The sequence below is a fragment of the Paraburkholderia caledonica genome, assembly GCF_000383275.1.
Taxonomy (GTDB): Bacteria; Pseudomonadota; Gammaproteobacteria; order Burkholderiales; family Burkholderiaceae; genus Paraburkholderia; species Paraburkholderia caledonica.
Map to the genome: position 1 here is coordinate 218,760 of NZ_KB911039.1, position 24,482 is coordinate 243,241.

The following is a 24,482-nucleotide window of genomic DNA, read 5'->3' on the forward strand; positions in this document are numbered from 1 at the left end:
TCGGCCGCGCTGGGGTGACGAGCGCGGCGTCGCACTGTCGTCGGTCAGTAGGTCTGATCGGCGATGACCCGCGCAACCGTCTGCAGCGACTGTTCGAGCGTCGTCAAGCCGACCGAGCCGAGCGCAAGCCGGATCGCATGCGGCACATGCGGCGACGTGGCGAACGGGTGGGCAGTCGAAACGGCGATCTTCTCGCGCCTCAAGGCCATGGCAATCGCGTCCGCGCGCACTTCCTGGGCAAGCGGAAGCCATAGAAAGTACGAGACCGGATGACCGATCCGCTTCACGCCGCTCAGCAAACGAGTGGCCATCGCCTGGCGCACCGCGGCGTCGCGGCGTTTGTCGGCCGCGAACAGGTCGACCGTGCCGTCTTCGAGCCAGCCGCATGCGATCGCCGTGAGGGTCGCCGGTGTGTTCCAGGTGGTTGCCCGGATGGTTCGTTCGAGCTTTGGAACGAAGCTGGCCGGTGCATGAATGAAGCCGACACGAAGCCCGGTCGCGACGCTTTTCGACAGGCTCGACACGTACACGGTCAACTCCGGCGCGAGCGTTGCTAGCGGCGGTGGCGCGTTTTCGACAAGGAACGCGTAAGCGGCGTCCTCGATAATCAGCAGTCCGTGCCGCCGCGCAATCGCGACCAGCTCACGCCGGCGCGTCGCGCTCATCACCCAGCCGAGCGGGTTGTGCAACGTCGGCATCGTGTAGACAGCGCGTACGCGCCGACGCTTGCAGAGCGCCGCCAGCGCGTCGAGGTCCGGACCGTTTCCCGCCGCCGGGACCGCGACGAGCTCCAGCCGGTTGATCTCGGCGGCCAGTTTGAATCCCGGATAGGTCAGCGAGTCTACGGCCACCACGTCGCCGGGCTCCAGCAACGCCAGCGTGGTCGTCGCCAGTCCATGCTGTGCGCCGCTCACGAGCAGGACGGTGTCGGGCGTGGCGCTCAATCCCGCTCCGGCGAGGTGGCGTGCGACGGTCGCGCGTTGGTGCTCGCGGCCGCCGTGGGGCTGGTAGCGCAGCAGCGCCGCCAGGTCGCCGGCGCCCGCGAGGTCGCGCAGTGCCGTCCTGAACGAGGCAACCTGACCGGCACTCGCCGGATAGTTGAAGCTCAGATCGACGGTGTCGGCGTCCCACGCATGCAAGTCGATCCCTTCGCCACGGGGCAGCGGCTCTTTCACGAACGTACCGCGCCCCGTTTCGCCGCTCACGAGGCCGATCGACTGAAGTTCGGCGTAGACGCGCGTGGCCGTCACCAACGCGATGCCTTCGCGCGCGGCGAGTTCGCGGTGGGTGGGCAATCTTGTTCCGGGCTGCAAGCGGCCTGCGCGGATCTCGGCCGCCAATCGATCGACGAGATGTTTGTAGCGGAGCTCGGGCATCGAAATGTATCCATGACAATTATTTGATTGTATTGATACCCGGATCTACGATGCAAATTCACCCCTATTCAGCGAGCAAGCCATGCACATCGCCATTCTGACCTTCGACGGGTTCAACGAGCTCGACTCGCTGATTGCGCTCAATATTCTGAATCGGGTCAAAAGACCTGGCTGGCGGGTGTCGATAGCGAGCCCGTCGTCGCATGTCCGGTCGATGAACGGTGTGGTTGTCGAGGCGCAAGCGTCGCTGGACGAGGCCCGGGACGCGCAGGCCGTGCTGGTGGGCAGCGGCGTCCGGACGCGGGATGTGGCGGGGGATACGGGGCTGATGTCGCGGCTCGCGTTCGATCCGCAGCACCAACTGTTGGGCGCGCAATGCTCGGGGACGCTGATTCTCGCGAAGCTCGGGCTGCTCGACGGCGTGCCTGCCTGTACGGACTCAACCACGAAGCCGTGGGTCGAGGAGGCCGGCGTCGCAGTGCTCGATCGGCCGTTCGTGGCAAACCGGAACGTGGCAACGGCGGGAGGATGTTTGTCGTCGCAATACCTGGCGGCGTGGGTGATTGCGCGTCTGGAGGGCGTTGAGGCTGCGCGCAACGCGATTCACTACGTGGCGCCCGTGGGTGAAAAGGAGATCTACGTCGAGCGCGCGATGGCGAACATCGCACCGTTTCTTGCGGATGCCGGCGACCGGCAGCGCCAATCAATCGTGAGTTGAGCCGCCTCAAACCGGTTCGCTCATCAGGTCCGGTATCGGATAGTCGCGCTTCAATGTGCCCACGACGATCACGATAAGCAAGCATTGCCAACGTGGCAGTTGGCATGGGCCGCGCGATCGCGCGAGGCAGTGGTCGGCCATATACGGCCAGTCACGATAAACGCGGTATCGCCACCCCCGTACCCGTTTTCGCGCGATAAGCCGTCACCGCACACTCAGGCTTTCTGGACTTCGGTGGGCGGCGGAAAGTCGAACTGCGCGGCGAGTGCCATTCCATAAGCGAAGATTCGATGATCTCCTCCCAAGGCGGCGGTCGCCCTCGCTGCAGCGGTCAGCAACAGGTTGCAGGCAGCTCGCATTGTCTCAGTGGCTCCGAGGCGATCCTTCGGGCCGGACAATGTCAAGGCGCCCGCAAGTTCGTTATTTGGACCAAGCACAGGAGCTGACACGGCCGCGGTGTCTGGATCCCGTTCTCCATAAGACAAGGCCCACAACCTTTCGCGCACGGCATCATGACTTGCCCGGGAGGGTTTCGAAAACGCGATGAGAATCTTTCCTGACGCACCGCGATCGATTGGAAAACGCTCGCCTTCGCGGATCGACACACGTACCGACCGCGACGGCTCGACCCGATGTAAAACGACGCGATAGTCACCTTGACGTACATAGAACGATGACGTCTCTCCGGAGTCCGCAGAAAGTTGCCGGAGTACCGGCTCAATGACCTCGCGGATGTGAAACGACTCCTGGAATATCTGCGCGAGTCTGAGCGGTTCAGGACCAATCGAGTAGTTGCCGTCCTCAAGTCTGCGGATAAAACCGCCACGTTCCAGTGAACCTATTAATCGCAAGATAGTGCTTTTGTAGAAGCCAGTGCGTCGAGCGATTTCCGCAAGGGAAAGCGCACGTTCGCCGGGTTGGAAAACTCCGAGAATGGCAAACGCCCGGTCAAGTGCCGCTACGCCGCCTTTTTCGTCATCGTTCGAGGGCATTCCGAATACCGTTCTGTTAGACAGAACCATCCTAGACACTCGCTTGCCGCGCGTCAATTACGGAAGCGTCACGGGTGAAACCTTGCGAGCCATCAGGCAGCAAGCCATGGCCAACAGCGGCGCTGGGCCGACGTCATACCTGCAGGCTCGAGTGGCGCCTACGGATCGATGGATCCGGAAACGCTTTAAATACTTTTCCTTTGTTCTGTCCAGAAGAACGGTATTCCGTAAAACAGATCAATCTGGCGGGTTTACCCGCTTGATCAGCCCACGCCTCAACCGTATAGTTTTCAACAACAGAACGGCGTTCTCTTAGGCAGAACGAAAAGGAGCATATCGTGGATGTCTCTCCCTCTTTTCCTGTGATGATCAGCGAGGTTGGTCCGCGCGACGGCCTTCAAAGCATCAAAAGCATCATGCCAACGCAGGCGAAGTTGCGGTGGATCTCGGCACTCGCCGCAGCGGGGCTCAAAGAAATAGAAGTGGGTTCGTTCGTGCCAGCAAGACTGCTGCCCCAGATGGCTGACATACGGGACGTCGTGGCACACGCCCTGACTATTCCCGGTCTGCACGTTGCCGTCCTTGCACCGAATCTTCGCGGTTGCCGGGCGGCGTTCGAATCCAGTGTCCACAAAGTGACCTTGCCGGTATCGGTAACCAACGAGCATTCGATGGCCAACATCCGCAAGTCGACCGGCCAGATGATCGAAGAGGTCCGGCAGATCGTCGCGTTGCGAGATGGTGAGTTTCCGGGCATTGCAATCGAAGCCGGCGTTTCAGTGGCCTTCGGCTGCACGATCGCGGGCTCGGTTAGCGACGATGAGACGATTCGCATGTGTGCGGCAATGGCGGAGTGCGGTGTCGATGAAATCGGCCTGTCGGACACCAGCGGCTACGCGAACCCTACGCAGGTGCGTCGTCTGTTCCGGCGTCTGCAAAGTGAGTTCGGCAGCAAGGCGGGTGGTGCCCACTTTCACAACACACGCGGGCAAGGCTTGGCCAATGTAGTGGCGGCACTCGAGGCGGGGGTGAAGACGATCGACTCCAGCCAGGCCGGTCTTGGCGGATGTCCATATGCTCCAGGGGCGACCGGCAACATCGTGACCGAAGACCTCGCGTTTCTCCTCGAATCCATGGGACACGACACCGGGATTGACATTGATGCTCTCGTAGCAGCGCGCTCGATCCTGAGCGAAGCCCTGCCCGAAGAAGCTTTATACGGACACGTTCAGGACGCCGGCCTTCCTAAGGGATTCAAGTATGCCGACGGCCGTAGCCCGAGCGCTGTGCAGCCCGACGGCTGTCTGAAGGGAGTTGCGCAATGAATGATCTGCAGCAGAATCAATCGCTGCCGTATAGCGGCGTCCGTGTGATCGAGATGACCCACATGGTGATGGGTCCTACGTGCGGGATGGTGCTCGCAGATCTCGGAGCAGAGGTGATCAAGGTGGAGCCTATTGCTGGCGACAGCACGCGTGCCCTCCGAGGTTCCGGCGCAGGCTTCTTCAGCACTTTCAACCGCAACAAGAAAAGCATCGCCGTCGACGTAAAAGATCCACGTGGGCTGGAAATCGTGCACAAGCTTCTGGGCAGCGCCGACATCTTCAGCGAAAACTTCAAGTCCGGAACGATGAACAAGCTGGGGCTTGGTTACGCCGCCCTGTCGAAGCTCAATCCACGCCTCATCTACGTCTCGCACAAAGGATTTCTCCCGGGGCCTTACGACCATCGCACGGCACTGGACGAGGTCGTGCAAATGATGGGCGGCCTCGCATATATGACGGGCCCCGAAGGACGTCCGCTGCGCGCTGGGACGAGTGTCAACGACATCATGGGCGGCATGTTCGGCGCCATCGGTGCGATGGCCGCACTCGCTCAGCGTGAACGCACGGGCCATGGTCAGGAAGTGCAGAGCGCGCTGTTCGAAAACAACGTGTTTCTCGTCGCGCAGCACATGATGCAATTTGCAGTCACTGGCAAAGCCGCTGCGCCGATGCCAAGCCGCATCTCAGCATGGGCCGTCTATGACGTGTTCTCCGTCAAGAATGGAGAACAGATATTTCTTGCAGTGGTGTCTGACACCCAGTGGGCGCTCTTCTGCGATGCGCTCGGGCTGGATGACCTCAAAGCGGACGAGCGGATCGCCACCAACAACCAGCGAGTCCAGGCGCGGGAGTGGTTGCTGCCCCGGTTGCGCAAGCACATGGAAGGGTTCAGCGCGGCGCAGATCAGTCAGATTTTCGAGCGGATTGGGCTGCCTTACGCCCCGATCACCAAACCCCAGGATTTGTTTGACGATCCGCACCTGCTCGCCACCGGCGGACTCGCGGACGTCACGTTGCCGCCGGACGCAAGCGGAGCCGGAGAACCTGTTAATACGAGAACCGCACTGTTGCCCTTGACCCTGGCCGGCGAACGGCTGCGTTTGCGCGCTGCGCCGCCGGCGCTCGGGCAGAACACGCAGGCGCTTCTCGAGGAGCTCGGATACACGGCCGACGATCTGAGGCAGTTGGCTGAGGCCGGCGTTGTCCGATGTCAGGAATGGCAGCCGGGCGATCAGGCGAGCCCATCCGCAAACGAGCTTGCCAGCGCCTGAGCCGCTGTACGCAAGAAATCACCCGGCCGCGCCAATTCTTGCAGCGGACCGGCGAAGTTATGGAGACGACAATGACATCAATTTCCCCCGGCATGGTTTCCGACAGCCTCAACGCCAGTTCGATCGAACAGCAGGCGGTGCGCAAAGCAGCGTGGCGCTTTATTCCACTGCTCGCGCTCGCATACTTTTTCAACTATCTCGACCGTACCAGCGTTGGCTTCGCCGCTCTGACCATGAACAAGGATCTGGGGCTCACGGCGACCCAATTCGGCTGGGGCGCCGGCATCATGTTCGCGGGATATTGCATCTGTGAAGTCCCGAGCAACCTCGCCCTCTATCGCTTCGGCGCGCGACGCTGGCTTGCCCGCATCATGATCACGTGGGGCCTCATGGCTGCCGCGACCTCCTTTGCTGTGGGACCGAACAGCTTCTACGTGATTCGGCTGCTGTTGGGAATTGGTGAAGCGGGCTTTTTTCCCGGCGTGATCTTCTTCCTGGCCCTGTGGTTTCCCGCCCAATATCGCACCCGCGTTCTGGCGTGGTTCACCGTCTCCACGCCGCTTTCTTCTCTGATCGGCGCACCGCTTTCGACGTGGCTGCTCCATTTGGATGGCGTGTTGGGGCTGGCAGGCTGGAGGTGGATGTTCATCATCGAAGGATTGCCCGCGTGCGTAGTCGGCTTTCTCGTACTCAAGATGCTCGCAGACCGACCTGCCGATGCCAGATGGCTGTCACCCGCGGAGCGCGACGCTCTTCAGGGCGCGTTTGACAGGGAAGGGTCGTCTAGCCGCAAGGAGAAGCACTTCGGTGCCGCACTCAGGGATGTGCGTGTCTACATTCTCGCGCTGATCTCCTTCGGTTTTACGATGGGATCGTATGGGATAGGCATCTGGCTGCCCCAGATGCTCAAGGCGCACGGGATGACCGTCGCTCAGACCGGATGGCTCTCTGCGGTGCCTTATTTCTTTGCCACGATCGCACTGCTGTGGTGGGCCAAACGTGTGGATCGCCGCGGAGGCGCCATTGCGAACCTTGCTGCTGGCCTCCTTATTGGTGGCGTGGCACTCGGTGTATCGACCCATTTCCACCAACTCGGGCCTGCAATGGTCGGCGTAACCCTGGCACTCATTGGCACGATTGCCGGACGAACAATCTTCTACACATTGCCCGCTCGTTTTCTATCGGGACAGGCAGCCGCTGGTGGCTTCGCCCTGATCAATTCGATTGGCGCATTGGGAGGCTTCGCCGGACCATACCTGGTCGGCTACCTCAAAGACAGTTACGGCACCTTCACGGCCGGAATGATGGGGCTTGCGATCGCGCTCGGCATCACGACTCTGTTGACCCTATCGCTGTATGCGTTCAACCGCGAGAAATGACTATGGACATGATCCATTCACGAGGCAGGCGCAGGTTCCTCGCGGTTGCCGCTGCATCGGTTGCGGCCTCCGCCATCGACACCAGGTATGCGTTCGCCGCAGAGGACACGCCCAACATGAAGACGACCAGCAACTATCTCCCGGTACGCCCGGAATGGCTCGCGTCAGGAACTGAAGCCGCGATTGAGCCGGAGATGCCGATTATCGACGCGCACCATCATTTCTACGAGCGTCCCGGCTGGATCTACCTGCTCGACGACTATCTGGTAGACGTTCGCTCCGGGCACAACATTACGGCGTCCGTATTCATGCAGGGGCTCACTCGCTACCGTCAGACGGGGCCGGAGGAGCTAAGACCCGTGGGAGAAACGGAGTATGTCGCGAACGCCGTTGGAGCGCTGCCCGCCGGTTCGCCACAGGTCGCAAAGGGCATCGTGGGTTACGCGGACCTTCGTCGCGGCGCTGCCGTGCAAAGCGTTCTGGACGCCCACATTGAGGCAGGCAAAGGGCGCTTCCGGGGCGTTCGGCACCTGGTCACCTGGGACGCGGATCAAACGCTGGTCAATCCGCTGTCTGCGGTTCCGCGCGGTCTGTTGCTTGACCCAAAATATCGTGAAGGTGTCGCGCAGCTGGCGCCACGCGGCCTGTCATACGACGCGTGGCTGTTCTTTCCACAACTTCCGGAACTATACGACCTCGCAAAGACTTTCCCTGACCTGCCGATCATCATTAACCATTGTGGCGGGATCGTGCGCATCGCCAGCTACGCGGACAAGCGAAACGAGGTGTTCGAAAGCTGGTCGCGGTCCATGCGTCAACTGGCACAGTTGCCGAATGTCTATGTCAAGGTTGGCGGCATGGGGATGCGGATCAACGGCTTTGACTTTGAAAAGGGTGAGCGGCCGCCATCCTCTCTTGAACTGGCCGAAACCTGGAAGCCGTGGATGCATACATGCATCGAGGCATTTGGTGCGAGCCGTTGCATGTTTGAGAGCAATTTTCCTGTCGACAAAGGCTCGTACCCGTACAGCAACGGCTGGAACGCCTTCAAGCGGCTGACTGCGCAAGCCAGCGTTGGTGAACGTGCTGCGCTCTTCGGCGGGACGGCATCCACAGTGTATCGGCTTGCTTGAGCGAAGTGCGAAGCACGAGCGACCAGGTGAATCTGGCGATGGGCATTCGACAATGCCGCTTCTTTGCAGAAACACGGCATTGTCGCTTTGCCGGCGTGGGCCGAGCTCAAGCCTCGAGATCGCGTTGCGTGACGGACCTTGCTGGGAACCGTAGCCGGTGCCCTTTCCCATACAGACCAGCAGTTCATGAGAGACCGCCGTCCCCGACTTTACGGTCCCGCATCAAAAAGGAAGCGCATCAACCAGGCCCACTGCGTCCAAAAAAGCGATCCACCAAACACGCAGAGAGCCCGGCGCCAACCCCAGCGCCCCCTTAAAATGCGCTCTTTATGACCCCTCCGTCGGCCCGCAACGCAGCTCCCGTCGTGGCCGACGCAAGCGGACTGGCGACATAGGCCACGAGCGAGGCGATTTCCTGCGGCGTGCCGAATCGCTTGATGAGCGATGTGGGACGCACCTTCTCGAAGAACTCCTTCTCAAACGCTTCGAACGACTTGCCGTCGGCCTTGGCAAGAGATTCCACAAAATCGCCCACGCCCCGCGACTTCGTCGGTCCGGGCAGCACGCTGTTGACCGTAATGCCCGTGCCCGCAACTGCCTCCGCGAGTCCGCGCGCGACCGCCAGTTGCGCGGTTTTTGTCATCCCGTAGTGGATCATCTCGGCTGGAATCTGCACCCCGCTTTCGCTCGAAATGAAAATAATGCGGCCCCAGTTGGCCTTTTTCATCGCGGGCAAAAACAGGCGGGCGAGACGTACGCCGCTCAGGACGTTGACGTCGAAGAAACGCTGCCAGTCCGCGTCGGGAATCTCTTCAAACGGCTTCGGCTCGAAGATGCCCAGGTTGTTCACGAGGATTTCCACGTTCGGATAGCGTCGTGCGAGTTCTTCTGCCGAAGCGGCCGTACTGAGGTCGCCCGCGAATCCCTGCACGTCGGTGCCGGTCTCCGCTTTCAGCTGTGCGACCACGTCATCCACGGATGACTGCGAGCGGCCGTTCACGATCACACGTGCGCCTTCCTGCGCCAACGTGCTCGCGATAGCGAAACCGATGCCGGCTGTACTGCCGCTTACCAATGCGAGTTTGCCTGTGAGATTCAAGTCCATGAGTGAATTCCTTTCCGTGGTTGAAGTAAGTACGGCGGCATCGAAGCTTTGATGCCGGATGCCGCCAAGGGGTTCACGTACGTGTAATGGATGCGCCACCATCGACCAGTGAGGCGGTACCGGTCACGAAGGACGAATCGTCCGACGCGAGATAGAGCACCGAACGCGCCAGTTCTTCCGGCTTGGCGACGCGCTTCAGCGCATGCAGTCCAGTCACGAATGCCTGCGATTCGTCGCTGTCGTTCATGCCGCGATACATCTCCGTATCCACGGCGCCCGGCAACACCGCGTTGACGCGCACGCCTTGCGCGCCGTATTCGGCGGCGAGCGCCTGCGTCAGGCCAATCAGTCCGGCTTTGCTCGCCGCGTAAGCCGCGGTACCCGGAAACGCGAACGAGTAACCGACGAACGTCGACGTGAAGATGATCGATCCGCCACCATGCTTGAGCATTTCAGGTATCTGGTGTTTCGCTCCGAGGAACGCACTCGTTAGATTGGTCGCAAGCGCGGCGTTCCAGCCGGCTTCGGAAATGCCGGTGCTCGGGCCCATCTCGCCTAGCGTACCGGCGTTGTTGTAGGCGATATCCAGACGGCCAAAGCGCCCAACGGCAAGTTCCACCAGCGCCTTCGCGAAGTCTTCCGATTGCACGTCGCCCGCCAGATATGCGGCTTCGCCACCTTCGCTTGCGATCTCCGCAGCCAGTGCTTCGAGTTCCGCCGCGCGCCGGGCGGCAATGACCACCTTGGCGCCCTCCTTCGCGAACAACTTTGCAGTAGCGCGGCCAATACCTGCACTGGCACCTGTCACGATAGCGACTTTTCCGATCAAGCGTTGCATGTTCTCTCTCCTGATGCATTCGGCCAGTGCCCTATGCCTTGGCCCGTGGAAGCAATATAGGCTTCAGTCCTGATAGCGGAAAGGCCAAAAACATGGTCGTATCAGTCAGCTTTTGTGAATGATCGGAGTCGAGATGGACCGCTTGCGGGCCTTTGAAGTTTTCGTGACAGTAGTGAACCGCGGCGGCTTCGCGCGCGCAGCGGAAGTGCTAGGCACGTCGCCCGCCAACGTGACCCGCTATGTGAACGAACTGGAAGCACACTTGGGCACGCGTTTGTTGAATCGCACGTCCAGAACGCTCTCTCTAACCGAGGGCGGCGAGACGCTTTACGCCCGCTGCAAATCCATTCTCGACGATGTCGCCGATACAGAAGGGCTGGTGTCGTCGGCGTCGGTGCAGCCCCGCGGACGCCTGCGTATCAACGCGCCTGTGAGCTTCGGCATTCAATATTTGGCGCCGCTATGGCCGGAGTTCATGCGGAAGTATCCCGGCATCGAAATCGACGTTGGACTGATCGACCGCGTCGTCGATATCGTCGATGAAGGCTACGACCTTGCTATCCGCATTTCGCGTGCCGGTTCATCGAACCATGCAGCCCGCAAACTGGCGACATCGCAGAACATTCTGTGCGCGTCGCCGGACTATCTGGCTCGCGCGGGAGTGCCGGCGACGCCAGCGGACCTGATGGAACATCGCTGCATCGGGTACACGTATGCAGCCACCGGCGATGAGTGGCAACTGATCGATGCTGGCCGCAAGACCCACACGGTGAAGGTCGACTGTCACTTGCATACGAATAACGGCGATACAGCGCGCGCAGCAGCACTCGCCGGGCAAGGAGTGATCTGGCAACCCACATTCCTGATCGGCAACGACCTACGTGCCGGCACGCTCGTTCGCGTGTTGCCCGAGTATTGTCTGCCTGAGATCGACATACTCGCCATGTATCCGAGCCGTCGACACCTGAGCGCCAGGGTGCGGGTGATGATCGATTTCCTGGTCGATGCATTCGGCGGGACGCCGCCATGGGATCGGGACGACGAAAGCCGGACAGCCGTCACGTCGAGGGCCAGTTGAACGCGCGTCTGGAACGTGCGATCCACACATGCGGACGATGACGGTCCGCTGCCTCGTCAGTAGCCCATGGTCATGAAGCATGCCGCGCCTCAACTGACGACGACGTTCATCGGGTTGAGAGGTCTCCATTACCGCGGCCATCGCTTCCTGGAGACGACGGCGAAGCTCACCGCGATCGCCCCTCCTTTAGCGTGGCTTTCGTCCGCCTCTATAAGGTCAGCGAGGCGAGAGCGACGGGAGCGGCGCTCGTGACCGGCCGAACAGCGCGGCGTCGAATCAGGTTCTCCCGTGTCGTCACCTGACTCGACATCTGCAGGCATAGGCCCGTGTGATTGACGCCTGGAGTTTGTCGAAGCCATTTGATAGTCGCTCGCCGAGAAGATGTACTCGCATTGAACAACTCGGCCATCGATTAGTAAAATGAATGATTTGATCGATACGATAACGGCAGAGAATGGAACTGAAGCTCTTAAGGACGTTTTTGTCCGTCGTCGAACTGCGTCATTTCGGGCGGGCGGCGGACGCTCTGCACATCAGCCAGCCGGCGTTGAGCAAGCAGGTTGGCGCACTCGAGGCGAGTCTTGGCGCGAAGCTGTTCGAACGGGGTCGTCACGGCGCAGAGTTGACGCGGTTCGGAGAAACCTTTTTGCCCGACGCACGCGCGCTCGTCGACGATGCGGACGAGATTCTCGCTCGTGCGAGAGAGGCAGGCAGCGGCAGGCGTGGGCAATTGCGAATCGGCATTTGCCTGTCGGTGCTGACGATTGCGCCGCAGATCATCGCCGACTTCCGCCAGCAATATCCGGGCATTGCGATTGCATTGAGCGACCTGTCTTCCGATGAGCAATCTCGCCGCATTCTGTCGGGGAAGCTGGATGTGGGGTTCATGCGGGTGCCGTCGGTCGAGGGTCTTTCGTCGGTTCGCGTGATTGACGAAACATTGGCCTTGGCGTTGCCCCCCAGTTTCGAGCGAGTGCGTCTGCCTGCCGATTTTGGCAAGCTGAACGAAATGGGTTTCCTGGCGTTGCGGCGTGGGCGCGGGCCCGGACTCGCTGCTCAAGTCGACGCCTGGTGTCGCGAACAGGGCTTCGTACCCAATGTGACGCAACAAGCCGATGATGTGCAGTCCGTGTTGGCATCTGTTGCCGCAGGCGTCGGCGTGGCATTTGTGCCGTCACGTGCGCAGCATTTGCTCCGGAACGCTACCGTCCTGCCGCTGCGCGGAGCGCACGCGAAGTGGCGTGTAGGGCTTGTGTGGGCGGATGCCCAGAAAAACCCGGTTACATCACGATTCGTCCCATTCGTGCGCGCTGCGCTAAAAAACCTCTAACCGTTCTTCCCGGCATCGGCCTTGTATCGCGACTGACTTTCTCCGCATTGCATTTGCGATCAGTCGCGCTGCGCGTCAACCCGAATTCCGCCCGACCGTCCCCCGATTTCAAAACCAGTTTTCTGGGCCTTCGCGCCATGGCCAAACTTCGCCCGGTATGCGGCCGGACTCGTGAGCGCGATACGTCGGAAATGCCGGCGCATTGATTCCTCCGAGCCAAACCCTGCTAACTCGGCGACGCGGCCAATGGGTAATGCTGACTGTGCCTCGAGCATCTCACGGGCCACCGTCACGCGTTCACGCACGAGCCATTCGTATGGCGCCATGCCGGTGGCGTCATGAAATTGCCGCTGCAACGTGCGCGGACTCATCGCAGCCCGTTCTGCAAGCGAGCGCAGCGTATGCGGCAAAGCGGGATGCTGGCGCACCCAATCCATCAATTTCGCGAGGCGCCCGCTGTCGTCCTGCGGCATTGGACGCGGGACGAACTGCGCCTGTCCGCCCTCCCGATGAGGCGGCACCACGAGCCTCTGTGCAACCCGATTTGCCACCGCTCCACCGTAATCGCGTCGCACCAGATGGAGCAGCATGTCCAGCCCCGCAGCGGAGCCCGCCGACGTGATGATCTGTCCTTCGTCCACATACAACGCATCGGGCTGCACTCGAACTTGCGGGTAACGCTGCTGCAGTTTCGCGGCGTATCGCCAGTGGGTCGTCACAGTCTTGCCGTCGAGCACGCCGGCCGCTGCCAGCACGAACACGCCGGAGCAGATCGAGCAAAGACGCGCTCCACGGCGGTAAGCATTGCGGATCTTCTTAAGCAGCGCCTCGGGCGGCAATTCGTCCGCATCGCGCCAACCTGGCACCACGATGGTATCTGCGCGATCGAGCACCTTGAGCGTGTAGGGCGCAGAGACCGTGATGCCGCCCGCGGCGCGGAGCGGGCCTGGCTCGCTCGCGCAAACCGCGAATCGATACCAGTCGACACCGAGCTCCGGACGCTCGAGCGCGAACAGTTCGGTCACGCAGCCGAATTCGAAAGTACAGAGCCGGTCGTACGCCAGCGCAACGACGAGATGATTGTCCATGGCGTGATGTTACCGAAGATTGACGATTACGCCACTTATCCGGATCGCCGCGCGACGCCAGAATGGAGCTCCTGGATCAAATCGCCAGGCGCTATGTTCATCCGAGGATTTATGCAGAGTTCAAATATGTCGACTACCAACGCCGTCACCGCCGTGCCCCCAGCGGACAGCGCAGTCGCGCTTGCCCACTTCCGCGCGACGCTGCAATTCGAGACCGATTGCTCCGATGTCGCCAGCGCGCTCGCTGGCGGCACGCCGGGATTCGTGCTGCTCGATGTGCGCAGTCCGACGCTGTTCGCGCGGGGTCATGTGCCGGGCGCGGTCAATCTGCCACACGGCAAAATAGTCGAGTCCAAGCTGGTGAACTATCCGCCTGAAACGGTCTTCGTCACGTACTGCGCGGGTCCCCATTGCAACGGCGCTACGCGTGGTGCAATACGGCTTGCTTTGCTTGGGCGGCCGGTGAAGGTAATGATTGGCGGGATCACCGGATGGCTCGACGAAGGCGGCAGCCTCACTGTGAGCGCAGTGGAGTAGTCGCGCCTCTAGCTCCCCGTCAACGTTAGCTCCCGATTCGGAACGGACGATGCCTGCCTAAGGCATCGTCCGACTGCTCCGGATCGCGTGGCGCGGTCATCCACCGCAAGGCCGCGCGTGTCCTCTGTAACCGCTCATCGATAAGCCTGCTACTCGCGTCGCTCTAATCGCCCGCTCATCGCCGATTGTTGTCATCGAGACAACATGGTGAACACCTTCGCAGTGCTAGTGGCGTTCGCCGGCCCTACCTACAATGCGTCGCAGGCTCGGTCGAAAGGCGAGCAACCGAAGCGCGCGAGATTCGTGGTCGTGCTCGTGAGCCGCACCGTGCGGCTTACCCCACTTAATCAACAGGACTATTGAAGATGAGCGAAACAACCCGCAATGTGCAGCCCGTGATCGCCGGCCTTGGTAAAGAGGGTGCAGGCGAACTCGTGTCTTCCCGCTATGCCGTGCGCGTGGGCGATGTCGACGTCGTGCTGATTAGCGACGGCGTTCTGCCGCTGCCGACCTCGACCATGTCCACCAACGTGAGCGAAGCAGACCGCAACGAATGGTTCGATGGCCGCTTCCTGCAACGTGACATGTTCGACTGGGCACTGAACGTCGCACTCGTGCGCAGCGGTGAGCGCCTGATCCTGATCGACTCCGGCGTGGGCGATGGTTTCGAATACTTTTCTCGCGCCGGCCGGTCGGTGATGCGCCTGGAATCGGCTGGCATCGACCTGGCTGCAATCACCGATATCGTGATTACGCACATGCATATGGATCACGTCGGCGGACTGAATGTCGACGGCGTCAAAGCCAGGCTGCGCCCGGACGTGCGCATTCACGTATCGCGCGCCGAAGTGGAGTTCTGGAAAAATCCGGACTTCAGCAAGACGGTGATGCCGGAAACGGTTCCTCCCGCGCTGCGCAAGGCCGCTGCAAAGTTCGTCAAGCTATACAGCGAAAACATCGTACAGTTCGATCAGACCGTGGAAGTGGCAGCGGGCGTATCGGCACGCGTGACGGGTGGCCACACGCCGGGGCACTGCGTCGTGGACGTCGCATCGAAGGGCGAGAAGCTGACGTTCGTAGGCGACGCGATTTTCGAAGTCAACTTCGACAATCCGCAATGGCAAAACGGCTTCGAACACGATCCTGAAGGAGCTGTGGACGTGCGCATGTCGCTGCTGAACGAAGCCGCCAGAACCGGCGCTCTGCTGGCCGCAGCGCATGTCGCGTTCCCGTCCATCGGTCATATCGCAAAGAACGGCGACGGCTTCCGTTTTGTGCCGGTTCAGTGGGACTACTGATCGATACGTGACTATCAATCGTCATCGTATAGATCGCAATGACGGGTGGCAGAAAACCGCCGCGAGTTCACGAGACTCGCGGCCGTTTTTGTGTAGAACGGGCCCGTGACGGAGAGGACGCGCCGAATCTTCACACGATAAACGATAGCGCGCGGTGCGCCGATCAGGTCTCAAGCGCTTTCGCGATCGCCCAAAGCCCCTGAGCACTAGCAATGCCACGCCGTTAGTAAGCATATCTGATCAAGCAGAGGCATAACCGGAACCTCTGCGCGTCCCCGCGGTCAATATCAGATGTCGCCCTTTTATCAGGGGATGCCAAATGACTGCCACTCAACTGGGGGCTGCGCCCCTCTCCGAAGAGGACGCGCGGCGGCAGCTCCGTCGCGCCGTCGTCGCCAGTACGATCGGTACTACGATCGAATGGTATGACTTCTTTCTCTACAGTACGGTTACGGGTCTCGTTTTCGCGAAGCTGTACTTCCCGCAATCGGACCCATTGGTCGGCACACTTCAAGCTTTCTTGATCTACGCAGTCGGCTTCATCGCGAGGCCGGTCGGTGCTGCCATTTTTGGACACTATGGCGATCGAATAGGGCGCAAGGCTACCTTGATCGTCACGCTCCTGCTGATGGGACTCGCCACATTCGCCGTGGCATTTGTTCCGACGTACGCGTCGATCGGCATCTGGGGCGCCGTGCTGCTTACCGTGCTGCGGTTCATTCAAGGCGTCGGCGTGGGCGGAGAGTGGGGCGGCTCGGTGTTGATGTCGATGGAATGGGCCCGCACCAACGCGCATCGTGGCTTCGTCGCATCGTGGCCGCAGTTTGGCGTACCCGCGGGGTTGTTCCTCGCTAATCTCGCCGTGCTGGCAATGAGCGCGATTTCCGGCGACGCCTTCGTCAGCTGGGGCTGGCGTGTGCCTTTCTTTCTGAGCATCCTGCTGGTTGGTATCGGGCTTTATATCCGGCTGAACATCCTGGAGACGCCGATCTTCGCGAAGCTTCTCGCTGAGCGCAAGATCGAAAAGACACCGATGCTCGAAGTCCTGCGCCGCCAGCCGAAAGACATTCTTCTTTCGGCCGTGGCACGCATGGCGGAGCAAGCGCCGTTCTACATTTTCACGGCCTTTGTCTTCACGTATGGCGTGACGACACTCGGGGCGTCGCGCGATCTGTTGTTGACAGCGGTGCTGGCGGCTTCGGTGCTGGAATTCGGCACCATTCCGCTGTTCGGCCATATTTCCGATCTTATCGGACGTCGCCGCATGTATATGATCGGCGCCGCCGCAGCGGGCTTGTTCGGGTTCGTCTATTTCGCCATGGTCGACACCCGCAATCCGACGTTGATTTTCCTGGCGATCGTACTCTCGCTAGTCCCGCATTCGATGATGTACGGCCCTCAGGCCGCACTGATCGCAGAGTCGTTCACGGGGCGGCTGCGGTACAGCGGGGCGTCGCTCGGTTATCAGCTGGCCTCGGTGATCGCGGGCGGTCCTGCGCCGCTGATCGCGACCGCACTATTCGCTTACTATCATTCCGGCTACGCAATCGCGGTTTACGTGTTCGTTTGCGGAGTGCTCAGCCTGTTCGCCGCTTCGCGACTCGGCGACTACACGAACAAGGACATTTCGCAGGAATACGACGAGCCGCGCTCAATGGGCGACCGGGGGCACGGTCATCGTCACGCCTGACTGTCAGGTGCGGCGCGGTAAAGCCCGCCGCATCATGTAACTCGCGCTTTGCCGCCGGTGAAGCCGTCGCTGCGCTGCCGGTTTCCGACACCACGTAGTGTGAAGCGCCAGCCCGTGCGTCTGTGAGATCATGCAAATCCCCATACGGATTGCGTTCTCACATGCCGACTTCCGCGTCCACCCACGGTAGTTCACTCTCGCTTGGCAGCGTCGGCACCATCCTTGCCTCGATGTTCTGCTTTGCAGTGGTCGATGCGCTGGCCAAGTCGGTTGCGCTGCAATATCCGGCCAACGAGGTCACGTTTTTCCGCATGCTTTTCGGCCTGTTTCCCGCCATTTTGCTGTGTTGCGGAGGAGGCCGGCCGCTGTCCGACCGCTTGCGGAATATCGACGTTAAAGGGCAGACCACGCGCGCGATCGCACTCCTCGGCGCCTCGGCTCTGTTCTTTGCCGGCCTGCCTTATGTGCCGCTCAGCGAAGCAGTCGCGCTTGCCTATTCGGAGACGCTGATCGTCATCGTGCTGGCCCCGCTGATGCTCAACGAGCGCTTGACGCCACGCGGCGCCGCAGCCGCGATTGTGGGTTTTCTCGGCGTACTGCTCGTGGTACGGCCCGGCGGCGCGCAGACGTCCTGGCTAGGGCCCGTGATCCTGCTGGCAAGCGCGTTTTGCGGTGCGCTCTCCATCGTCCAGATCAAACGCATTCGCCCGACCGACGACTCCGCGACCACCGTTCTCTTCTTCACGGCAATGGGCACCGTGGTCATGGGTTGCACGTTGTTCTTCAAGTGGCGCACGCCTTCGGCGGACGCACTCCTCGTGATGGCCGCACTCGGCGTCTTCGCGACCGCGGGCCAAATGCTGATGACGGTAGCCTTTCGCCGCGCGGATGCAGGCGCGCTGGCTCCGTATAACTACACGAGCATCGTCTGGGCGGCGCTTTTCGGCTATGTGCTGTGGGGGGAAACGCTGGAGCTTCTGTCGGTGGCCGGCATATTGATGATCGTGGGCAGCGCCATCGCGGTCGCGGTGCGCCGCAAAGCGCCCGAAGGACCTCTCGCCTGATGCGATGGCCTCCGGGCGCCGAATCAATGCAACTTGCGGCCATCCGGCGAATCGCGCATGCCGATGCAATTTGCACGAATTCGCCGCGATCCGCCGCTACTTTCCACTGTCGCGGGTCAAGCTACCTTGTAGCGCGGCGCCGGCGCATTGGTCGACAACAGCGAGAACATCGCGCGGCGCGCAGCCTCGTAGTCTTCCCACTTTTCAACCGCATGCAGTGACGGAATGGTGATCAGCTCGCCGCGATCGAAGCCGACCAGTGCTGCGTCGACCATGTCGTCGGCGGACATCACGATTGCCTTGTCGAGGTTTTCCAGCGGCAGGCCGCCCGTTTGCCAGAACTCGGTGGCGGTTGCGCCCGGCAGAACCGCTTGCACCTGAATCCCCTTGTCGGCCAGTTCGTGTTTCAGCGACTGGCTGAAGGCCAGCACGAACGCCTTGCTGCCGCCATACACGCCGTTGAGAACCTCCGGCGCAATAGCCACGATGGACGCAATGTTGATCAACGCCCCCTTGCCGCGCGCGACGAAGCCGGGCACGGCCGCATACGTGAGCCGCGTCAGCGCGCTGACATTCAGGTCGATCATGCGCTGCATTGCATCGACGTCGCTGTCGACGAGCGGCGTATGCGTGCCGACACCGGCGTTATTGACCAGAAGCGTAATGCTCGCGTCCTGTTTCAGTTTCGATTCGACCGCTGCGAGCCCCGCTTTGTAGCCCAGATCGGCGTCCAGTATCTCGACGCTACGGCGCGTTTCGGTCGTGATGCGACTGGACAGCGCGGCGAGGCGCTCGCGATTCCGGGCGACCAGGACGAGATCGTAGCCGCGCCGCGCGAGGCGGTCCGCGTAGATTGCACCGATGCCCGACGACGCGCCCGTAATCAGTGCAGTGCCCTTGTGTGCTTCAGTCATGATGTCACTCCTTTGCAATCAACCGTTGATGGTGTGAACGAATTCTGTCCCGTTTTGACGGCGACGCAAATGACATATATGGTTAGGTTTCAGGACATCCACTTGGACGGAGAACGGACATGCACCGCGTGGGATATTTGCTGAGCGACGGCTTTCAGGTCATGGCGATCGCCACGCAAGCTGTTTTCGAATACGCGAACCTCGTAGTGGGCGAGCCGTTCTATCAGGTGGAGAATTTTTCGCCTGCGGGCGGCGAGGTGCGTTCGTCGCTAGGTATGACCATGAGCACGAGTCCGCTCAAATCGCGCCGTCAAACGGATACGTGGATCGTTGCAGGCGTTAACGATCCGCTGGCATCGCCGGCGCCCCAAGACGTGCTCGCGTTCCTGCGCAAGACCGGTCCGCGCGCGCGGCGCATCGGCGGTATTTGCACAGGCGGCTTCGTGGTGGCTGAGGCGGGGCTGTTATCGCAGCGTCGCGCCACGACACACTGGGCTTACGCGCGTGAGATGCAGAAGCGCTTTCCCGACGTTCGCGTGGAAGACGACCGCATTTATATCGTCGACGGTCCGATCTGGACGTCGGCCGGCATGACCGCCGGGCTCGATCTCGCGCTTGCGATGGTCGAAAAAGATCTTGGCGCCGAAGTGGCGCGCTCCGTTGCGCACAAGCTCGTCATGCATCAGCGGCGCTCGGGTGGCCAATCGCAGCATTCGGAAATGCTCAACCTCGCGCCCAAGTCGGACCGCATTCAAAGCGCGTTGAACTACGCGCGTGAGAACTTGAGCCGGCCACTTACCGTCGATGAGCTGGCCGATAAAGCGAACCTCAGTCCGCGGCAGTTCAGCCGTGTGTTCACGCTAGAAACGGGGCAATCGCCTGCGCGGGCGATTGAAAGCCTTCGCCTCGAAGCAGCGCGCCTGATGATCGAGCAAAGCCGGCATCCGCTCGACGTCATTGCGAAAGAGACAGGCTTTCGCGACCGCCGCCATTTGCGCGAGGCGTTCATACGCGGATTTGGCGTGCCGCCGCAGGCGGTGCGTCGCGAAGTGCGTAGTGCTGCGTGAAAAAGACCGTGGTTCGCGGCGCAAAAGCAGAGCGAATCAGCTGACGTCGCCCGTCTCGCGTTGCGGACGGCGCACTGCGCGCACCTTCCCGCTGTTTCCGCCGCCGCAAAAGAACTGCCCGCTGCCATCGGATTCGAGACCTGACACGCCCACGCCCTCGGGCATCTCAAGGCTTTCCAGTACCTCGCCGGTACGTGGGTCGACGTGCCTCAACTCGCTTGCATCGTCTTCCCAGGTGCCGTGCCAAAGCTCGCCGTCTACCCACGTGACGCCCGTCACAAAACGGTTCGACTCGATGCTCGAAAGCACGACGCCGGTCTCGGGATCGACCTGATGGATCTTGCGCTCGCGATACTCGCCGACCCACAACGATCCCTCGGCCCACGCGAGTCCCGACGCGCCATTGCCTCCCGGCGCAGGGATGCTCGAAAGCACGCGGCCGGTTGCCGGGTCGATCTTGTGGATGCGGCCCGCGGCAATCTGGAACAGATGCTGGCCGTCGAAGGCTGTGCCCGCATCGGCGGCGATTTCGATTGCGCGCAGAGTCTCCCCGCTCGCAGGATCGAATGCGTTCAACGTCTTGCCCGTTGCAATCCAGACCTGCTGGCCGTCGTAGGTGACGCCAGCCACTTGCTGCACGTCCGGGAACGGACCATATTCGCGGATGATAGTGGCGTTCGATCGATTCATGCTGCCATCCTAATTGAGCGTGACGGGCGAGGGGAGTAACAACGTTGTCGCGAATCCAGACGCTGGCGGGGCCATCCAGCGGCGCGCCCGGCCTCGGCCGAACGACTGCGCCTTGCCAACGGCGGCGAGCGAATCGAGTGTGCGCTGCACGGTGCGCTGGCTTGCGCCGAGTGCGAGCGCGAGCGCAGAACTCGACCACGACTCGCCATCCGCGAGCAGCGCGAGCATGGCCGCATGAGTCTCGTCGACGGGCCGCGCGAGTACCCGAACCTCTTGCCCGTCGCGCGGCGCCAATGCAAAGCCACGCGGCGTCGCGCTTATATCGGCCAGCGTGCCAAGCACTGTGCGAAGCCGGCCGATCTCCACCCGCAGACGCGCGCGGTGCGAGTCATCGGCATCTTTCGTTCTGAATGCGCGTGCGATCAGCGTGTCGCGCGATACATCGGCGGGCCATGCTTCGGCAAGCTGGTACGCGAGATTGAACAGTACCGGACGCCGTGCCAGCGAGACAGCCGTACCGGATTTCTGCACGACATTGCGACAGGCGTCGACCACGAACGCGTTCGACATTAACAGTGCTTCGACTTCATCGAGCAGCAACAGCCGCTGTTCGCCTCTTTCGATCAGGCGCGCGGCCGGCACGTTCAACGTATTCGATGCGCTTTCGACCTCGGCGATCAGCGCGGGAATCTTGGCAGCTCGTGCCGCATGCCTCGCTTGTGCGAACGCGGCGCGAGCCTTGTTGGCCTGCAAACGCCGTAGCGCGATGCTCGCCACCATGAGCTGGTGTGCCGCTCGGAGCATGGGCGGCAAAGGCGCGGAATCGAATGTGCCGAGCATGCGCTCGGCCTCGTCGATATGTCCGATCAGAACAAGCCTGCGAACTTCCAGATAGCCCGCATGCGCGGCATTGGCTCGGTCGCCGTGTGCTTCGAGCGTCGCGCGCGCAGCGCCCAGCGCTTTCGCCGGCCAAGCAAGATCACGCGACGCCAGCGCGATCTCTGCCTCCGCCACGACACATCTCGCGCGGGCCACGGCTTGATTCGAACCGAACGCGCGCGCCGCGCTTCGCACGAGCGCCTTGGCGCGGATGAAGTCGCCCAGTTGCGCCATCGCGATGCCGCGAAGCGCGAGCGCCGGCGCGTCGCCGCGTAACGCAACGCGCTTCAATGCGCCGAGCGGATCACCCGCTGCGAGCGCCTGAGCGGCGGCCTTGATTAGCGGGTCCATGCTGATTGAAATCGCGCCACACTTGTCACTCCCACCGTCCGGATTCCCGACACTAATCTAGCACGACCGCCAACCAGTACGTCGCATCGAAAGCGATCGAGCGACGAGGAAAACCGAACGGAGAGAATCATGACGACGACACATACGACCGGAACACGCGAGCAGTGGCTGGCAGCGCGCATCGATCTGCTCAACGCTGAAAAAGAGCTCACGCGGCGCAGCGACGAACTGGCGCGCCGACGCCAGGAATTGCCTTGGGTCCGCATCGACAAGACATACCGGTTCGAGACCGAGCAGGGCGTCGCATCGCTTGCCGACCTGTTTGGCGGACGCTCGCAGCTTCTCGTCTATCACTTCATGTTCGGGCCGGACTACAAGGCGGGATGCCCGTCATGCTCGTCGATCGCGGATGGTTTCGACGGTATCGCGATTCATCTGGCCAATCACGACGTGGCGCTGACGGCCATATCCCGTGCGCCGCTCGCGAAGCTGCAGGAGTACAAGCGGCGCATGGGGTGGACGTTTCCGTGGGCTTCGTCGGCGGGCAGTGACTTCAACTTCGACTTCAACATCTCCTTTACCGAGGAGCAGCAGCGCGAGGGCACCGTCGAATACAACTATCAGCGCGGCCGTCATGCAATGGACGCGGTACCGGCGCCGGAGCCCGTCGCGCAATTCGCGGCGACTTGCGGTACCGACGCATCCACTTACGCGCGCGACCGGCCAGGACTGAGCGCCTTCGTGCGGGAAGACGGCGCGGTGTACCACACGTATTCCACCTACGCGCGTGGACTGGACGGCCTGTGGGGCATGTACCAATGGCTCGACCGCGCGCCGAAAGGCCGCAACGAGACGGGCATCTGGTGGCGCCGTCACGACGAGTACGCAAAGGGCTGAGGTGCATGATGAAGCCCGTGCACGCAAGCCGATGTGGTGACTTCGCGACGCAATACCTCGACATGCGCGCTCTTCGCTCGCGCGCATTCTTTTACGGTGTCTGTGCGTTGCTGTTCGCAGTCTGCGCGGCGGCAACTGTCGTTGCTTGCGGGTCCATGTCGACCATGGGCGACATGCCCATGCCCGGCGGCTGGGCCATGTCGATGACGTGGATGCCCATGTGCGGCCGCACGTGGCCGGGCGTGGCGGCAAGGTTCGTCGGGATGTGGGTCGTCATGATGATCGCGATGATGCTGCCGTCCCTCGCACCTGTTTTGTGGCGTTACGACGAGGCGCTTCGCAGAGCAGGGCACGCGCGCGCAGCACTTATGACGTTGCTTGCCGGCGTGGGCTATTTCGCTGTGTGGGCCGCGTTGGGTACAGCGCTGTTTGTGTTCGGCGCGACGTTAGCGGCGCTTGAGATGCGCATGCCCGCGGTTTCTCGCGTTGTTCCCGTCGCGGCCGGCGTAATCGTGCTCAGCGCGGGCGCGTTGCAACTCACGGCGCTGAAGGCGCGTTATCTTCGCTGTTGCCGTCACGCGGCTCAATCCGGCCTTCATGCACTGCCTACGCGCGCGGTCGCCGCGATAAGATATGGTGTGCGGCTAGGCCTCCATTGCTGTGCGTGCTGTGCAAGCTTGACTGCGGTGCTTGCCGTGGCCGGCGTGATGGATCTGCGTGCAATGGCGGCGGTCACGGCGGCTATTACGCTCGAACGCGTGGCGCCACACGGCGAGTTCATCGCGCGGGGCATTGGATTTGTGGTGATCGGCGCCGGCTTGTTTATGATCGTGCGAGCCGCCTCGCTCGTGTAAAGACTTGTATTCGACATCAGAAGAACTCACTCGATGACCCGATACGTTGCTTTTCTGCGCGCTGTGAATGTCGGCGGCACCGGCAAGCTTCCAATGGCTGAATTGCGAACCATGTGCGAGGCCGTTGGCTTCACCAACGTGCGCACGTACATTGCGAGCGGCAACGTCGTGTTCGACAGCAAGCTTGCCGAGGCATCGGTGAAAAGCCGGCTCGAGCGTTGCCTTGAAGAGTACGCGGGCAAGCCGGTGGGTGTTGCGGTGCGAACGCGTGAGGAACTTGCGCAGGTGCTGACCGCTAATCCGTTCAAGTCCGCCGCGCCGAACCGGACGGTCGCGATTTTCCTCGACACACCGCCGCCCGCCGACGCGCTGACTCACGCGAGCGGCCAGCGCGAAGAAGAAATGGCGCTCGGCACGCGCGAAATCTACGTGCATTACAACAACGGAATGGCAGACACGAAGCTGAAAATCCCGGCCGCCAGAACGGGAACCGCACGCAACATGAACACGGTTGCGAAGCTGGTAGACATGGCGAACGAATAGCGCATGCGGGTTGTGGCATCGGCGGCATCGGCGGCATGAAAAAGGGCGGCACGCATGGTGCCGCC

Annotated in this window: 24 protein-coding genes; 16 read left to right on the forward strand and 8 right to left on the reverse strand. The window is 61.7% G+C overall.

All coding sequences use genetic code 11. The features are described from left to right. Positions 1 to 44: 44 nt before the first annotated feature. Positions 45 to 1,376 (reverse strand): aminotransferase-like domain-containing protein, encoded by a 1,332-nt coding sequence (locus H281_RS0119100; protein ID WP_020068759.1) that lies wholly within the window; start codon positions 1,374 to 1,376, stop codon positions 45 to 47. Positions 1,377 to 1,458: 82 nt separating this feature from the next. On the opposite strand from H281_RS0119100, the gene H281_RS34745 reads away from it, so the two are divergent. Continuing rightward, positions 1,459 to 2,094 (forward strand): DJ-1/PfpI family protein, encoded by a 636-nt coding sequence (locus H281_RS34745; RefSeq protein ID WP_020068760.1) that lies wholly within the window; start codon positions 1,459 to 1,461, stop codon positions 2,092 to 2,094. A 215-nt stretch (positions 2,095 to 2,309) separates the two neighbouring features. Here the strand turns inward: H281_RS34745 and H281_RS0119115 are convergent, their stop codons facing one another. Further along, the gene (locus H281_RS0119115; RefSeq protein WP_033379624.1) at positions 2,310 to 3,086 is read right to left on the reverse strand and encodes an IclR family transcriptional regulator; all 777 of its coding nucleotides are present in this window, start codon (positions 3,084 to 3,086) and stop codon (positions 2,310 to 2,312) included. A gap of 365 nt (positions 3,087 to 3,451) precedes the next feature. Here H281_RS0119115 and H281_RS0119120 point away from each other — a divergent pair, with 365 nt between their 5' ends. The 4 genes from H281_RS0119120 (at position 3,452) to H281_RS0119135 (ending at position 8,194) form a co-directional block, all read left to right on the forward strand. Then, on the forward strand, positions 3,452 to 4,411 hold the full coding sequence (locus H281_RS0119120) for a hydroxymethylglutaryl-CoA lyase (protein WP_020068763.1): 960 nt from the start codon (positions 3,452 to 3,454) through the stop codon (positions 4,409 to 4,411). Continuing rightward, positions 4,408 to 5,682 (forward strand): CaiB/BaiF CoA transferase family protein, encoded by a 1,275-nt coding sequence (locus tag H281_RS0119125; RefSeq protein WP_020068764.1) that lies wholly within the window; start codon positions 4,408 to 4,410, stop codon positions 5,680 to 5,682. The genes H281_RS0119120 and H281_RS0119125 overlap by 4 nt, the downstream gene beginning before the upstream one ends. A 71-nt stretch (positions 5,683 to 5,753) precedes the next feature. Continuing rightward, positions 5,754 to 7,061, forward strand: a complete 1,308-nt coding sequence (locus H281_RS0119130; protein WP_027804760.1) for an MFS transporter — start codon at positions 5,754 to 5,756, stop codon at positions 7,059 to 7,061. A 2-nt stretch (positions 7,062 to 7,063) separates the two neighbouring features. Then, positions 7,064 to 8,194 carry an amidohydrolase family protein gene (locus H281_RS0119135; protein ID WP_020068766.1) on the forward strand — a complete coding sequence of 377 codons (1,131 nt, stop codon included), beginning with the start codon at positions 7,064 to 7,066 and terminating at the stop codon, positions 8,192 to 8,194. Between the two features lie 313 nt (positions 8,195 to 8,507). Here the strand turns inward: H281_RS0119135 and H281_RS0119140 are convergent, their stop codons facing one another. Together H281_RS0119140 and H281_RS0119145 are read right to left on the reverse strand one after the other, a co-directional pair. Next, positions 8,508 to 9,299, reverse strand: a complete 792-nt coding sequence (locus H281_RS0119140; protein WP_020068767.1) for an SDR family NAD(P)-dependent oxidoreductase — start codon at positions 9,297 to 9,299, stop codon at positions 8,508 to 8,510. Between the two features lie 73 nt (positions 9,300 to 9,372). Further along, positions 9,373 to 10,137: an SDR family oxidoreductase gene (locus H281_RS0119145; protein WP_020068768.1), complete on the reverse strand. Its 765-nt coding sequence runs from the start codon at positions 10,135 to 10,137 to the stop codon at positions 9,373 to 9,375. Between the two features lie 133 nt (positions 10,138 to 10,270). Here H281_RS0119145 and H281_RS0119150 point away from each other — a divergent pair, with 133 nt between their 5' ends. Together H281_RS0119150 and H281_RS0119155 are read left to right on the forward strand one after the other, a co-directional pair. After that, complete coding sequence (locus H281_RS0119150; RefSeq protein ID WP_020068769.1) at positions 10,271 to 11,215, forward strand: LysR family transcriptional regulator; 945 nt, start codon at positions 10,271 to 10,273, stop codon at positions 11,213 to 11,215. 454 nt (positions 11,216 to 11,669) lie between these two features. Further along, positions 11,670 to 12,545 (forward strand): LysR family transcriptional regulator, encoded by an 876-nt coding sequence (locus tag H281_RS0119155; protein ID WP_020068770.1) that lies wholly within the window; start codon positions 11,670 to 11,672, stop codon positions 12,543 to 12,545. A 59-nt stretch (positions 12,546 to 12,604) separates the two neighbouring features. Here the strand turns inward: H281_RS0119155 and ftrA are convergent, their stop codons facing one another. Further along, entirely contained in the window at positions 12,605 to 13,633 is a 1,029-nt protein-coding gene (gene ftrA, locus H281_RS0119160; RefSeq protein ID WP_020068771.1) for a transcriptional regulator FtrA, read from the reverse strand. A gap of 126 nt (positions 13,634 to 13,759) precedes the next feature. Between ftrA and H281_RS0119165 the strand changes: the two genes are divergently transcribed. The 5 genes from H281_RS0119165 (at position 13,760) to H281_RS0119185 (ending at position 18,222) form a co-directional block, all read left to right on the forward strand. Beyond that, entirely contained in the window at positions 13,760 to 14,170 is a 411-nt protein-coding gene (locus H281_RS0119165) for a rhodanese-like domain-containing protein (protein WP_408735242.1), read from the forward strand. A gap of 204 nt (positions 14,171 to 14,374) precedes the next feature. Beyond that, complete coding sequence (locus tag H281_RS36900) at positions 14,375 to 14,533, forward strand: hypothetical protein (RefSeq protein ID WP_020068773.1); 159 nt, start codon at positions 14,375 to 14,377, stop codon at positions 14,531 to 14,533. A 2-nt stretch (positions 14,534 to 14,535) separates the two neighbouring features. Further along, complete coding sequence (locus H281_RS0119175; RefSeq protein WP_020068774.1) at positions 14,536 to 15,468, forward strand: MBL fold metallo-hydrolase; 933 nt, start codon at positions 14,536 to 14,538, stop codon at positions 15,466 to 15,468. A 319-nt stretch (positions 15,469 to 15,787) separates the two neighbouring features. Continuing rightward, entirely contained in the window at positions 15,788 to 17,158 is a 1,371-nt protein-coding gene (locus tag H281_RS0119180) for an MFS transporter (protein WP_020068775.1), read from the forward strand. Positions 17,159 to 17,319: 161 nt separating this feature from the next. Continuing rightward, complete coding sequence (locus H281_RS0119185) at positions 17,320 to 18,222, forward strand: DMT family transporter (protein WP_020068776.1); 903 nt, start codon at positions 17,320 to 17,322, stop codon at positions 18,220 to 18,222. Between the two features lie 116 nt (positions 18,223 to 18,338). Here H281_RS0119185 and H281_RS0119190 read toward each other — a convergent pair whose 3' ends face one another. Beyond that, complete coding sequence (locus H281_RS0119190) at positions 18,339 to 19,136, reverse strand: SDR family NAD(P)-dependent oxidoreductase (protein WP_020068777.1); 798 nt, start codon at positions 19,134 to 19,136, stop codon at positions 18,339 to 18,341. Positions 19,137 to 19,255: 119 nt separating this feature from the next. Between H281_RS0119190 and H281_RS0119195 the strand changes: the two genes are divergently transcribed. Then, entirely contained in the window at positions 19,256 to 20,203 is a 948-nt protein-coding gene (locus tag H281_RS0119195) for a GlxA family transcriptional regulator (protein ID WP_020068778.1), read from the forward strand. Positions 20,204 to 20,239: 36 nt separating this feature from the next. Here H281_RS0119195 and H281_RS0119200 read toward each other — a convergent pair whose 3' ends face one another. Then, the gene (locus tag H281_RS0119200) at positions 20,240 to 20,893 is read right to left on the reverse strand and encodes a Vgb family protein (protein WP_020068779.1); all 654 of its coding nucleotides are present in this window, start codon (positions 20,891 to 20,893) and stop codon (positions 20,240 to 20,242) included. A 9-nt stretch (positions 20,894 to 20,902) separates the two neighbouring features. Continuing rightward, the gene (locus tag H281_RS0119205) at positions 20,903 to 22,123 is read right to left on the reverse strand and encodes a hypothetical protein (protein ID WP_020068780.1); all 1,221 of its coding nucleotides are present in this window, start codon (positions 22,121 to 22,123) and stop codon (positions 20,903 to 20,905) included. A 129-nt stretch (positions 22,124 to 22,252) separates the two neighbouring features. Between H281_RS0119205 and H281_RS0119210 the strand changes: the two genes are divergently transcribed. The 3 genes from H281_RS0119210 to H281_RS0119220 all read left to right on the forward strand — a co-directional run bounded on the left by H281_RS0119210 (position 22,253) and on the right by H281_RS0119220 (position 24,417). Further along, complete coding sequence (locus H281_RS0119210) at positions 22,253 to 23,020, forward strand: DUF899 domain-containing protein (protein ID WP_020068781.1); 768 nt, start codon at positions 22,253 to 22,255, stop codon at positions 23,018 to 23,020. Positions 23,021 to 23,082: 62 nt separating this feature from the next. Then, entirely contained in the window at positions 23,083 to 23,874 is a 792-nt protein-coding gene (locus H281_RS0119215; RefSeq protein ID WP_241077899.1) for a DUF2182 domain-containing protein, read from the forward strand. A 33-nt stretch (positions 23,875 to 23,907) separates the two neighbouring features. Beyond that, complete coding sequence (locus H281_RS0119220) at positions 23,908 to 24,417, forward strand: DUF1697 domain-containing protein (protein WP_020068783.1); 510 nt, start codon at positions 23,908 to 23,910, stop codon at positions 24,415 to 24,417. Positions 24,418 to 24,482 lie beyond the last annotated feature (65 nt).